General features: G+C 41.3%; 12 protein-coding genes. 6 read left to right on the top strand and 6 right to left on the bottom strand.

Translation table 11 applies throughout. The features are described from left to right. The first annotated feature begins 14 nt into the window (after positions 1-14). Complete coding sequence (locus tag QAI40_RS00610) at positions 15-932, top strand: glycine cleavage system protein H (protein ID WP_299978389.1); 918 nt, start codon at positions 15-17, stop codon at positions 930-932. Here QAI40_RS00610 and QAI40_RS00605 read toward each other — a convergent pair. From QAI40_RS00605 to QAI40_RS00585, 5 genes are all read right to left on the bottom strand, one after another. Next, complete coding sequence (locus QAI40_RS00605; protein WP_299978392.1) at positions 913-1,461, bottom strand: archaemetzincin; 549 nt, start codon at positions 1,459-1,461, stop codon at positions 913-915. The two genes, QAI40_RS00610 and QAI40_RS00605, sit on opposite strands and share 20 nt — an antisense overlap. A 21-nt stretch (positions 1,462-1,482) precedes the next feature. Further along, positions 1,483-2,835: a sigma-54-dependent transcriptional regulator gene (locus QAI40_RS00600; protein ID WP_299978395.1), complete on the bottom strand. Its 1,353-nt coding sequence runs from the start codon at positions 2,833-2,835 to the stop codon at positions 1,483-1,485. A gap of 336 nt (positions 2,836-3,171) precedes the next feature. After that, the gene (locus QAI40_RS00595; RefSeq protein ID WP_299978398.1) at positions 3,172-3,633 is read right to left on the bottom strand and encodes a CBS domain-containing protein; all 462 of its coding nucleotides are present in this window, start codon (positions 3,631-3,633) and stop codon (positions 3,172-3,174) included. Positions 3,634-3,921: 288 nt separating this feature from the next. Next, entirely contained in the window at positions 3,922-4,767 is an 846-nt protein-coding gene (locus QAI40_RS00590; RefSeq protein ID WP_299978401.1) for a DMT family transporter, read from the bottom strand. Between the two features lie 18 nt (positions 4,768-4,785). Next, positions 4,786-5,721 carry a LysR family transcriptional regulator gene (locus tag QAI40_RS00585; RefSeq protein WP_299978403.1) on the bottom strand — a complete coding sequence of 312 codons (936 nt, stop codon included), beginning with the start codon at positions 5,719-5,721 and terminating at the stop codon, positions 4,786-4,788. A gap of 115 nt (positions 5,722-5,836) precedes the next feature. Here QAI40_RS00585 and QAI40_RS00580 point away from each other — a divergent pair, with 115 nt between their 5' ends. The 5 genes from QAI40_RS00580 to QAI40_RS00560 all read left to right on the top strand — a co-directional run bounded on the left by QAI40_RS00580 (position 5,837) and on the right by QAI40_RS00560 (position 10,508). Continuing rightward, positions 5,837-6,676 (top strand): DMT family transporter, encoded by an 840-nt coding sequence (locus QAI40_RS00580; RefSeq protein ID WP_299978406.1) that lies wholly within the window; start codon positions 5,837-5,839, stop codon positions 6,674-6,676. 113 nt (positions 6,677-6,789) lie between these two features. After that, complete coding sequence (locus tag QAI40_RS00575; RefSeq protein WP_299978409.1) at positions 6,790-7,689, top strand: TRAP transporter TatT component family protein; 900 nt, start codon at positions 6,790-6,792, stop codon at positions 7,687-7,689. Positions 7,690-7,712: 23 nt separating this feature from the next. After that, positions 7,713-8,732, top strand: coding sequence for a TRAP transporter substrate-binding protein (locus tag QAI40_RS00570; protein ID WP_299978412.1), 1,020 nt, complete (start codon positions 7,713-7,715; stop codon positions 8,730-8,732). Further along, positions 8,722-9,231, top strand: a complete 510-nt coding sequence (locus QAI40_RS00565) for a TRAP transporter small permease (RefSeq protein WP_299978415.1) — start codon at positions 8,722-8,724, stop codon at positions 9,229-9,231. The genes QAI40_RS00570 and QAI40_RS00565 overlap by 11 nt, the downstream gene beginning before the upstream one ends. Beyond that, positions 9,228-10,508: a TRAP transporter large permease gene (locus QAI40_RS00560; RefSeq protein WP_299978418.1), complete on the top strand. Its 1,281-nt coding sequence runs from the start codon at positions 9,228-9,230 to the stop codon at positions 10,506-10,508. The genes QAI40_RS00565 and QAI40_RS00560 overlap by 4 nt, the downstream gene beginning before the upstream one ends. On the opposite strand, the gene glnE is transcribed toward QAI40_RS00560, so the two are convergent. Beyond that, positions 10,505-13,396 carry a bifunctional [glutamate--ammonia ligase]-adenylyl-L-tyrosine phosphorylase/[glutamate--ammonia-ligase] adenylyltransferase gene (glnE, locus tag QAI40_RS00555; protein WP_299978420.1) on the bottom strand — a complete coding sequence of 964 codons (2,892 nt, stop codon included), beginning with the start codon at positions 13,394-13,396 and terminating at the stop codon, positions 10,505-10,507. The two genes, QAI40_RS00560 and glnE, sit on opposite strands and share 4 nt — an antisense overlap. Positions 13,397-13,538: the final 142 nt, after the last annotated feature.

Raw genomic sequence — 13,538 nt, 5'->3', positions numbered from 1 at the left:
AAAGGAGGCTGTAAATGGAAACAAGATTAAAAGAAAAAACTCCTGCCTGTCTCTGGATGCAGGCAGGAGTGGTTAAACAAAAAAAATGTATAAGGGATTTTTTGTGTACAACCTGCAGATTTGACCGGGCTTTAAGAAAAGTCTGCCACGAAAACGAACATCATCAAAAACAAAGTGCGATCTTACAAGGAAAAAAGGACAATCTTGTTTTCTGGAAAGAAAAGCTTAAAAAACAGCCCTTGGCGAGAAGGCCGTGCATCCACCATATGAAAGGCCGCATTGACTTTAAAACATGTCCCAAAACCTATAATTGTATTGATTGTGAATTTGATCAATACTTCCATGATCAGTTTAAAGTATATACGGTCTTAAAACCTGTAGAGTTCAATGATATCAGTGGAGTATCCCTGCCTGTAGGGTATTATCTCCATTCGGGACATACATGGGTGAAAATAGAAGACCACAACACTGTTCGTATCGGCATTGATGACTTTGCTTCAAGGGTTTTGGGGAAATTTACCACCATTAAAACTCCTCTGATGGGCAAACAGGTTTTCCAGGGAAAAAATGCCATTCATATATCCAGGAACGGGCATAAGGCATCATTTTTTTCACCTGTCAGCGGGGTTATCACCGAAGTCAATTCACAGGTGAATCAAAACCCGGGCCTGATCAACCATGATCCGTATATAGACGGATGGGTATTAAGTCTTTATTGCCCGAATCTGAAACAAGACCTGAAACAATTGATGTTTATGGATTCAAACAAATCGTTCATGAACAGAGAAGTAGACAGGCTGTATGCATTTTTAGAAGAAGAAACGCAGCTTGCGGCAGCAGACGGTGGAAGGCTGGGCTCCGATCTTTTTGGGAACCTGCCAAAAATTTCATGGAACAGGCTCTTAAAGCTCTTTATCTGCAAAGAGCCTTGATGTTGTCGGCCAAAAAAATGTTGCAATACCGGCAAAACTGGCTTGATTTCCTGTCAACATCATCAAGCCTTCTGCAATAGTGCATAATGCACATTTCATCTTCACAGTGCCGAAGGTCAAACGTATGCCCAAGTTCATGGATAGCTTCCTTTACAATCCTTTTGCACCCCTTGTTTACAATCTCAACTTCAAGGTCGGCAATCAGCCTGGCAATCGATATGATGCAGGCTTTTCCCCCAAGCTGGGCCTCACCATAGACATGGGTGAGAATAGGGATGAAAAGGTCTTCCTTGGTCACGGCAATAATCTTGGTGCAATCATTGGGTGCATTTTTCGCAAGCTTATCAAGGATTTTTGTTGAATGATACTGATTGCGCTCTGCATCATACGCAAAAAAGATATCATCTAAAACCTTCTCCACCCTGGCGTTGAACTTGAAAAACCCCCCTACATCCGTTGCAATGGTGTCAGTCATCCAGAGCGGGATATCCCCAATGGGCGAAACAATAATGGTATCAATATTATTCATTTGCCAATGCTGTGACCATCGCTATTTGTCACGATAGTCTTTCAGGCCATATCGTTTGATCTTATTGTACAGGGTTGATCTGTCAATACCAAGGATGGTGGAACTCTTGGAAATATTCCAACTGGTTTCATCCAAAATTTTGGTAATATGATGTTTTTCCACATCAGTCAGTGAGAAATACTTCTTTTTCAGTTCGTTTTCCAGCGTCTTTACAATGGGAAGATCCAATGGGGTAATGGTACCGGTTTTACAGACCACCACCGCTCTTTCAATGGCATTGGAAAGCTCCCTTACATTTCCGGGCCATTCATACAGCATGAGTTCATCCATGGCATCCCTGCTGATTCTTTCCACCCCCCTGTTGATCTCCTGGGTGGTCTTCATCAAAAAATGCTCGGCCAGCAAAGGAATGTCTTCTTTTCGTTCCCGTAAAGTCGGCATGGTAAAAGCAATGACATTCAGGCGGTAATACAGGTCTTCCCGAAATGTTCGATTTTTAATGGCCTGTTCAAGGCTCGCATTGGTCGCCGCAATCACCCTGAAATCGGCTGAAAGGGGCTGGGTACCCCCAACCTTGTAAAATATTTTATCCTCCAGAACCTGGAGAAGATCAATCTGCATCCGCATGCTGATCTCACCGATTTCATCCAGAAACAATGTCCCGCCGCTAGCCATTTCCAGGCGGCCTTTCCGGGTTTCCTTGGCATCTGTAAAGGCCCCTTTCTGATGACCGAAGAGTTCGCTTTCCATGATATGTTTTGGAATTGAGCCGCAATTCACACTGACAAACGGGCCGTTGGAAACCCTGCTATTGGAATGAATGGCCTTGGCGGCAAGGCCTTTTCCCGTTCCGGTCTCACCCGTGATCAGAACCGTGGTATCCGTGTCCTTGACATCTTCTATCATGTTGAAAATTTCCTGCATGGGCCGGGACTGACCGATCATACTTTCAAACCGGGTTCTTTGCTCGTACTCTTCCTTTAAAAACAGGTTTTCTTTTATTCTGGCCCTGTGATCAATCAATTTCTGGATGAGCACCCCGAGTTCATCCGGATCAAACGGCTTAAGAAGATAATCAAAAGCATGGGATTTCATGGCTTGGACTGCCGAAGGGATGGAGCCGAAAGCCGTGATCATAATCACGTCAATATCGGGATAGTGTTCCTTTACATGCGTAAGGACATCCATTCCACTGATGCCATCCATCTGAATGTCCAGCAAGAGTATGTCAAAGCTATTAATTTTTAGCGTTTCAATAGCTTCTTCACCACTTGACACACTGCTTACATGATACCCGTCTCTTCTCAACCAGCCGGAAAGGGATTCGCGAATAATCAACTCATCATCAACCACCAGAATTCTTGTTTGTTCCATCCAAGTCTCCTTCTTTGTTGACACGATTCGAAAATAAAGACAAATATTAAAGAAAGTATATAAATATTAAATACTTGTTGTCAAACAAAGTTTATCACCTGTAAATATTCTACCATATCAATCAGGGTGCAAATCATGTGAGCTGATATGTGCGATCAAACAGGAAGCCGCTGCAAAACTGCATGCAACAAGCCATAAGGTTGCTCTGAAGAGTGCTAAAGCAAAAAGTCTGGCACATACACTGGTAAAAAAGATCAGTTCCAGGACAAGGACAAGGACAACCCCTGAGGATTGTGCTTTCAGGATTCTTTATTATCTCCTATGATAAATTGAAATTCATGAAAAAAAATGAAAATAAATATCAGAGAGATATACAATACCAATAGGCCTCCCACCCTTTAATACAGGAAGTCTATGGTATTTATTTTTTACCATGCGATCCAGTATAACCATGAGATGTTCATCAACTGAAGCTCCAACTATATTGATGCTCATAAGTTGACGTACTTCTTTTTCTTTAAGATTTTTCATGGCTATATCAAATTGTTCATCCCATGATACGTGTTCCCCGCTTATCCCATAATTTAAAAAAGCGGGCCGCAGATGATAAAGAATATCAGCCATTGTTATTATCCCCACAAACATCATCACTTTATCAAGCACCATAAGGCTGATGGTCTTATCACCTGTTTCTCTGATTTTGCCATTTAAAATCATTTGAATGGCTTTTTCAACAGTTTCATCAGAACGGATTGTATCAAATTCAGTGACCATAATATCTTTAACAAATGTTTTCATGGTTTCCTCCACGAATATTAATCCACAAAATCAAACCTCCTGAATAATTTATCTAAGGTAAGCCATACGATATGGGATTGCAAGTACCATTTGGCCTGGATTGAAATATCGAAAAAAGGTGGCGGTGGAGAACCAGGATGCACAAACAGATGTTTCCATTTTCATTTCCTTTTTGATCATATTGCTTGTTCGTAGTTATATTATGCGCAACTATATAATGCATGGTGTATTAAAATATCAAGCCCATTGTTACAAAATTAAATCTTTTTGGGGGAAAGCGACTTTTTATTAAGATTTTGAGTATAGGGCTACAAGAACGGCGGAAGATAAAATCAATGCTGTTCCTGCCATCTGCAACCATCCGATATGCTGTCCTAAAAAGAGTGATGCAAGGACCATTGTCGTTACCGGTTCAAAAGTGGACAGCATGGATGCATTAATGGCACCGGACAATTTTATTCCCTGAAAATAGGCATATATTGCAACCGCGGTTGAAAGAATGGCAATGGCCATGATGTTCATCCAGTAGAACCCTGCTGTTGGGAAAAAAAACCCTGCCTTTATATTATAGAGAAGATAAAAGCATGCAGCAGAAGCAATGACAACAAGGCTGGATGTAAATGTGTCATTTCTTTTCATCACTCTGGCTCCGGCAATGGTATAGACGGAGTAAATCAATGCAGCACCAACTCCGAGCATGATTCCTTTCATGTTTCCATTGGTATCAACCCCAATGACCAGTATGACCCCTGAAATGGCAATACATAAAGCAAAAAGCTTATTTTTTGTTAAGATTTCATCCAGGAAAAAAACAGACAGGATCGCAACAATGACCGGATATAAGTAAAGCAAAATTGCCACAAGTGATGGTGGAATGAGTGTAAGTGCCTTAAAATAACAATATGATTGCCCCGCATATCCTATGGCTCCCATGGCAATGAGTATATAAAGGTCTTTTCCTTTTGGAAATTTTCTTTTTTGTAACACTGCGATGGGCAGCATGACCATCACTGCAATGACAAACCTGAAAAAAAGCAGGGAATGGGTACTGATCCCGGACAAGTATGCGAACTTTGCAAAAATGGCCATGGCACCAAAGGATGCCGCTGAAATCAATATTAAACCTATTCCCAATGAATGACCCATATCTGATTATTTCAAACTCTCTTTTGTCTTTATCTGTTTTTTAAAAAAGGTTTGAAACGTTTCTTCAGTCAGCGTGGGCTTCTTGTCTCTGAGTTGTACAAAAGAAATTTCATTAATCACTTTTTCTTTAGTGGGAAAAATCGGAACTATTTTTCCTGTTTCAATTTCATTCCAGATAAGATGATCTGCTGTAATGGCCAGCCCCATTCCAAGTCTTACACAATTTAAGAGTGCCTGGTGGCTTTCAATGGCCATGATGATATTAAACTTTGAAATTGATTTTTTAAAATAATGCCAGAACCAGTGTTTCAAAATAAAGGGTTCATGTTCGTCTGTAATAAAGTCCATTGACATAAGGGTTTCAAAAGAAATATTTTTTTTCATCGTATTTTCAAAATACTCTTTTGAACTTGCCAGAACAAAGGTTTCTTCTGCCAGGGGATCTATTTTGTATTGTTCCGGTCTTCCCAAAAACTGGTCTTTGGCTGAAAAATAATCAATCACCGCAAAATCAAGCGACCCCCTATTTAACATATCCAAGAGCTGGTCCGGCTCTTCAAGCCTTATTTTAAAGGTCACCTGATTGTATTTTTTTCTAAAGGTTTGACAAATGGCCGGGAAATATGTCTTTCCAAATTCAAGAGGTGCGCCAATTCTGAGCAGTCCGTAGGGGTGATCCATTGGTTTTGCAATATTTTTAATTTCACTGCCTAAGGTTTCCATAAATGGTTTGACCATGTCAAACAGCTTATCTGCTGCCCGGGTGGGAATAATTTTTTTGTGACGTCTGATAAACAAAGGGATTTTTATTTCAAATTCAAGTTTTTTTATATGCTGGCTTACGCCTGGCTGGGTAAGATGAAGATTTTTTGCCGCCATATTAATGCTTTGCAATGAATAGACATGGTAAAATACTCTTAATCTGTTTAAATCGGGTAACATAATCAATACTTATCCAATCGATAATAAAGATTAATTTTACTAATCTATAACTTTAATCTACTTTTAAAACAAGAAAAAGAACCATTTAATTACGAACACCCATGAGGGCCAGCAAGTGTTACCGATTACATTATCCATATTTGCCTGTTTCGGCTGGGGCATCGCAGATTTTATCGGAGGGCTTAAAAGCCGTAACCTGCCTACACTCAGCATTTTGATGATCTCCTCGTTGGTGGGGACTTTTCTTCTTGGCGGTATTCTTTTTTTGTTGAACAAACCCCTGCCCAATGATCCGCTGCTTTTCTGGGCCATTCCGGCAGGTATCATAGGGGTTGTCGCCATATTTCTATTATATCGCAGCCTTGCTGTGGGGACCATGTCCATCCTGGCTCCCATTAGTGCGACAGGCGTTATTCTGCCGGTCATCTGGGGAATTTTTTTTGGAGACACCCTGTCCGGTTTAAGCCTGTTGGGTATTGTCATTGCCATTTTGGGTTCGTTAATGGCTGTCATGGAGAATAATTCGGGGAAAACCGGAGGGAAACTCACCAAAGGAGTCGGGCTTGCTGTCGGCTCGGCATTTTTAGTGGGATTCTATTTCATAACAATGGACAAGGCCTGCACCAGTCACCCGATCTGGGCATCCATGATCATGAGATCATCCGCACTCATCCTTTTGATCCCTTCGCTCTTTTTTGCAAAAGTTAGCGTTAACGTCGGAAAAGTTCAACTACCCTATATTCTTCTAATGGGCTTCATGGACACCATGGCTGCGTTTTGCTTTGCCTTGGCGACCTCAAAAGGAATGCTCAGCCAGGTTGCTGTCATAAGCTCCATGTATCCTGCCGTTACTATTATTCTTTCAATGATTATCGCAGGTGAGAGAATACAGAAAATCCAGTTTTCCGGAATCATTCTCGCCATAACAGGTATCGCGCTTATATCTGCATTTTAATGATTTACCGTGAATCCCTAGTTGCTTTTTTTTATCAAACAAGTTAATTTTCAATCTGAATAATAAATTGCTGTTATTAAAATCTCCAAATAGATAAAGGATTTGATTTATTGATGATTCTTCTTCGGTTGGTGAACCATAATTTCAAACAATCCGTATCATCTGCTGTTGTCTTTGTTTTTTGTATAATCAGTCTCTTTCTCTCGTCAGGATGCGCGGTCATCATATCATCCGCCACATCAGACATGATGGAACATCTTTCCGACACGATTTTAAACAATGACGATTTATCCATGGTAAAAACCGGAGCCCCGGCATATTTGCTGATGATCGACAGCCTGATCAGCAAAGACCCGAAAAATGAAACCCTGCTGTTCACGGCTAGCATGTTATACACTGCCTATGCAGACCTGTTTGTAAAAGATGTTGGCCGATCCCGAAAAATGGCTGCCAAAGCCTTGAATTATGCCAATCAGGCCATTTGTCTTGAAAAAAACAATGCCTGTATGCTTAAATCAGAAACATTTAAAGAATTTGAAAAAATCATGTCAACTATGGAGAAAAAACATGTCCCCGCCCTTTTTGCCCTCGGCAATGCCTGGGCAGGGTGGATCATGGCCAATAAGAATGACTTTAATGCCATCGCAGACATGTCACATATTGAAATGATCATGCAAAGAGTAATTGAACTTGATGAGACGTATAAAGACGGGGCTGCATATTTATACATGGGAACGTTGGCAACCTTGCTGCCGCCTGCTCTTGGGGGCAAACCCGAGCTGGGGAAACATTATTTTGATAGCGCTATCAAATTATCCCGGGGGAAAAATCTGATGGCAAAGGTTCTTTATGCAAAATTGTATGCAAAGATGGTATTTGACAGAAAACTTCATGATCAATTGCTAAAAGACGTAATAGCTGCCGACCCCTATGTGCCGGGCTATACCCTTGTAAATACCCGGGCTCAAATACAGGCCAAAGAATTGATAGATGATGCAGATGACTATTTTTAAATGATGTTAAACCGGAGATATCCATGATTCAAATCCTTAAACGATTGGTGTTGATACTGTTTATTATGCTCATAACAGATAATGTCTATGCCATCAGACTGAAAATTGCCACCCTGTCGCCCGAAGGCTCCATGTGGATGGAAAAAATGCGGATGGGCGCAAAACAGGTTGCTGAAGAAACCGATAATCGTGTGATATTCAAATTCTATCCCGGCGGTGTCATGGGCAATGATAAAACGGTTTTAAGAAAAATCCGTATTGGCCAGCTGCACGGTGGAGCTGTTGTGGGAGGAAGCCTTTCTCAGTTTTTCCCGGCAAACCAGATATATGCACAACCTTTGAAATTTAAAAGTCTTGAAGAAGTAGGCTATGTCAGAAAATATATGGACCAGTATATCATTGACGGCCTTGATAAAGCCGGATTTGTGACTTTCGGGCTCATGGGCGGTGGATTCGCATACATTATGTCACAAAAACCCGTAGAGACGGTACAGGATCTAATAAATCAGAAAGTATGGATTCCGGACAATGATAAAATCAGCCGGGATTCCATAAGGGCCTTTGGTCTCACTCCTATTCCCCTGCCCATTGCAGATGTGCGGACCAGCCTCCAGTCCGGTTTGATTAACACGGTGGCAACCTCTCCTGTTGGCGCTATTGTCCTGCAATGGCATACCCAGATTAAATATGTAACGGACATACCCCTGATTTATCTTTATGCCGTACTTGCGATTGATAAAAAGAAATTTTTATCAATCGCAGAACAGGACCGAAAAATTGTCACACTCGTCATGACCAAAGCATTAAAGGAAATTGATATTCAAAACAGAGATGATGATATCAAAGCAATCCAGGCGTTAAAAAACAGAGGGATAATATTTATCACACCTTCACAGGACGCCTTGAACGACTGGCACAGAGTAGCCGGGAATGCATCAAAAAAAATGATCGAATCCGGGATCCTGCCCCAGGATGTGGTTGATCAACTGGATGCGCATCTAAAAAATTTTCATTCAAAAGCAGACCTAACCAATGATCAGTAAAAAAACGTCTTTCTCCCAATATATCATTACGATTCTTCAAAAAATTGAGGACAGTATTCTTATCGGACTTCTGCTTTCAATGATCTTCATGGCCGTACTGCAAATTGTCTTAAGAAACCTGTTTGACTCCGGAATTCTCTGGGGTGACGAGCTTATCAGGGTACTGGTTTTATGGATCGGCCTTATCGGTGCAATGGTTGCCAGCAGAAACAACCATCACATCAGTATTGACGTTATATCCCGGTATCTTCCTGATCAGATAAAAGAACAGACAACTTTTATTATTTATATTTTCACAGCACTGGTTTGTGCTGTGATGGCATATTTCAGTCTGAAGTTTGTGATGATGGAAAGACAGGACGGTCTTATGGCATTTACAAATATCCCGGCCTGGATCTGTGAAAGCATTATCCCGGTTGCATTTGCCATTATCAGTCTCAGGTATATCTTCTTTTCTTTCACCTGCTTGCTTAAACGATTTAAGCGCATCCCGCAATGATATATTTAATCATCGCTATACTGATTCTTCTTGCTCTTCTGGGGGCACCGCTTTTCAGCATTATCATTGCTGCCGCCATGACGGGTTTTTATTTTGGCGATATTGATTTATCCGTCATGGCCATAGAGCTGTATCGCATTGCAGACACCCCGATTCTCCTGGCATTGCCCATGTTTACCTTTGCCGGATATATGCTTGGAGAGAGCAACACCTCGGGACGTCTTGTCAGGCTGACCCAGGCCTTTTTCGGATGGATGCCGGGAGGGCTTGCCATTGTTGCATTTATTGTCTGTGCCCTTTTTACAGCCTTTACCGGGGCGTCAGGCGTCACCATTGTAGCCATGGGGGCGTTGCTGTATCCTGCTTTGAAAGAGGCCGGATACAAAGATAAATTCAGCCTTGGGCTTGTAACGACTTCTGGGAGCTTAGGACTTTTGCTTCCCCCATCCCTTCCTCTGATTCTATATGGGGTTATCGCCCAGCAGATGAGTTCGGGAGAAGATATCTCAATTGAAAAATTGTTTATTGCCGGCATCCTGCCTGCCATTTTAATGATACTCCTTCTCTCCTTATGGAGTATCTGGGCCAACCGGAAAGCCCCTGTCCCCTTAACATCTTTTTCTTTAAAAAAGGCCTTATCAGCCGTCAGGGAATCTATCTGGGAAATTCCTCTGCCTGTATTTGTGTTTACCGGCATTTACTCAGGATTTTTTGCCGTTTCCGAAGCGGCTGCCGCGACAGCAATGTATGTATTAATCGTGGAAGTCTTTATTTATAAAGAAATCCGGTTGTCTCGACTTACCGGCATCGTCAGGGATTCAATGGTAATGGTGGGAGGAATCCTTTTAATACTGGGGGTTTCCTTAGGCTTTACAAATTACCTGATTGATGCTGAAGTGCCCATGAAGTTGTTTGACCTCTGTCAGACCTATATAACCAGTAAGCTCGTTTTTTTAATTCTTTTAAATATCTTTCTTTTGATTCTCGGGGCCATGCTGGATATTTTTTCAGCCATTATCATCATGGTCCCTCTTATGCTGCCTGTTGCACTGGAATATGGCGTTGATCCCGTTCATCTGGGCATCATTTTTCTTGCTAATATGCAGATCGGATACTTTACCCCGCCTGTGGGGATGAACCTGTTCATTGCCGGGTACCGGTTTAATAAACCCATTATTGACATTTACAAAGCCACCATCCCGTTTATGCTGGTACTGCTTCTGGCCGTCCTTATCATTACCTACTGGCCCTGGCTCAGCCTTGTATTGATTTCTTAACCTTCTAAATATTGATCATACATATCGATGACATGTTCTCTTACCTCTGAAAAATGAGTTTGAGGAAGTTCAAGGCTCTTTTCCTGGAGGTTGAATCTGTGTATGGCCTTTCGCATGACAAGATAGGCATTTTGGAGCCGTTCGCTTTCGCACCCCGTAATAATCCCTTCTGCATCAAGGCTTTCCAGGAGCCTCATATTATCTGTCCAAATGATTATATCAGGACAGGCATGGGCATTTTTTAAAATTAAATACTGAACCAGAAACTCAATATCCACAATACAGCCCCTGGACTGCTTTAAATCAAAAAAATCTTTCGTATACTTTAAGTGCTCATCCCGCACTCGTTCCCGCATATCACCGACTTCTCTTTTTAACGCTTTGGTATCCCTTTTCTCTATCAGAATACTCTTCCTGATCTCATTGAACTTTGAACAAAGCCCTTTGTCACCTGCAACAGGTCTGGCCCTGATCAATGCCTGATGCTCCCATGTCCAGGCCTGATTTTTCATATAATCTTCAAAGGCATCAATGTGGGAGACAATCATTCCCGAATTGCCCCCCGGTCTCAGCCTCATATCTGCCCCATACAGAGTCCCTGCAGGCGTATGCATGGTTAAAGCATTGATGATTCTCTGGCCCAAATTTGAATAAAACCTGATATTATCAATGCTCTTTGTTTTTCCCTTTGTAAGGCCTGATTCTGCCTTATGTAAAAAAACAATGTCAATATCTGATTTATATCCCATTTCCAGCCCGCCGACTTTTCCGTATGCAATAACGGCAAACCCGCAATGATCAAGGGTTTCATCCGATAAGCCTTGTGGAATACCATATTTTTGTGCCACAATATCCCATGAACTTAGAAGCACTTGAGAAAGAACAGTCTCTGCAATATATGTCAGATGGTCACTGACTTTCATCAATGGATAATTTCCGCTTACATCTGCAGCAGAAACCCGCAAGTAATTGACTTGTCGGAAAACACACAATTCCTCGATCAGGAATTCTATATCACCTGATGGAACACCTGCCATGCGGATCTCCATCTCTTTTTCCAGGGCCTGTTTGCCGGGAGGGGAATAGAGTGTGGCAGGATGCATGAGTTCATCCAGCAATGCCGGATGCTTTGAAAGGAATGTAATGATCCAGGGACTTTTTTGGGCAAGTATGATCAATGTTTCAAGTGCGCGTTTGTTTTCTATGAGCAAAGACAGATAGCAGGTTCTTCTTTCAATGGTTATGATCAGATCAATTAATTTGACTAAGACAGCATCGGGATCATTTTGCTCACCGATTTTCCTGATCAGTACCGGAATCAGTCTTGCCAGTTTTTTCCTTCCATTGGATGTCAGCCTTTTAGTATTTGGATGTTCTTCAAGGGATCTTAAAATATTTAATACCCTGTCAGGTTCCTTAAAGCGACCAATGGCTATGGAGTCTGCGGCAAACTGGGGATCATTAATATTGACCCATAATTCTTTAAGATCCAGCATTTCTTTGTCTGGTTTCTCCTGTTCCTCTGAAACCAGCAATTGACTGAAATGATAATGAACTCTTTGCATGTGATCATTTAAGTCTTGTGCAAAATTATCCCATGCATCACATCCCATGGAAAGCGCCAGGACTTTTCTTTGATCTTCTTTTTCAGGAATATCATGAGTTTGAAGGTCTGCATAGGCCTGAAGCCTGTTTTCAACCATTCTTAAAAACACATAAGATTCTTTCAGATCTTTTTTTGTTGCCTCATTAATACAAGAATGGCTTTCTAACAGATCCAGAACCTTTAAGATTTTTCGTTCCTGGAGTTTGGGCTCAACCCCGCCCCTGATCATTTGAAACAATTGCCCGAAAAATTCTATTTCCCTGATGCCTCCGGCACCCAACTTGATATTGTTTTTTAATTTCTTATTTTTTACCTGTAGCGTAATTCTGTGCTTCATATCCCGGAAGGAATCAAAAGACCCGTAATCAAAATACCGCCTGTAAATAAAGGAATTCAAAGTTTTTAAAAGTTTAACGCCTGCCTCAATATCACCGGCAACCGGCCTTGCTTTTATCATGGCATATCTTTCCCATCCTCTTCCCTGGGCCTGATAATATTCTTCAAAGGCAAAACTGCTCATCACCAGGGGTCCGCCATCGCCATAGGGCCTTAGTCTGGTATCAATCCTGTAAAAATTAATACCATGGGAGCCTGCTGAAAAAAATCTTAAAAACCTGCGACATACTTTTGTGAAAAATTCTTCATTGGAAATGATATTCTCCCCGTTTGTATACCCGGATATAGGATAGACAAAAATAAGATCAATGTCCGAAGAAAAATTTAATTCTCCGGCACCCAGCTTACCCATGCCCAGTACAATCATGCCCTGGAAATTTCCTTCGCTGTCCACGGGAAGGCCATAGCTTTCACAGACCTCATCATATATAGCCGCCATGGTCGTATCAACAATGGCATCTGCAAGATTTGAAAGATCGAAAAGCGTTTCGGAAAGCAAAGCTTTCCCTGTTAAATCACGCCATGCGATTCTAATGGTTTCGTACAACTTGATCTGCAAAAGAATTTCCTTGACCGTTGCCACATCCATGTCTTTGGAAATTTTCTTTTCAAGCCTTGCCACAATCGTATGTTTTGAATATGATTTGAACAGATCTTTTGAGTCGACAAGATCTTTAAAAATACCTGGATTTCTAGTAAAACTTGATGCAATAAATTCACTGTAAAGAAAAATCTTTATAAGATCAGATTTTAAATCAGGATTCAGATTAATTTGAAGCCCATCCCTTTTCAGGCTTGCCTTAAAAGAATCAACCCTGTTTTTTACCGTTTTTAAAAGATTTGTATCAAGCCCGGGGAAGACCTTGTCAATTACGCTATGATCCATTTATACCCTATTATTTCAGGTTAAATAAATAGTGCCCGATCAAAAACCACCAACTTTTCGTTCAACCACTAAACAGCACCATAATATTGCCGACAAATTTTATCAAGAACACAATTTTCTCTTGACTTGAAAAGGGGTTTCA

Source organism: Desulfobacula sp. (assembly GCF_030611305.1).
In the GTDB taxonomy this organism is placed as follows: Bacteria; Desulfobacterota; Desulfobacteria; order Desulfobacterales; family Desulfobacteraceae; genus Desulfobacula.
The sequence above is the reverse complement of the archived record's forward strand: the minus strand, read 5'-3'. Positions and strand labels throughout refer to the sequence as shown.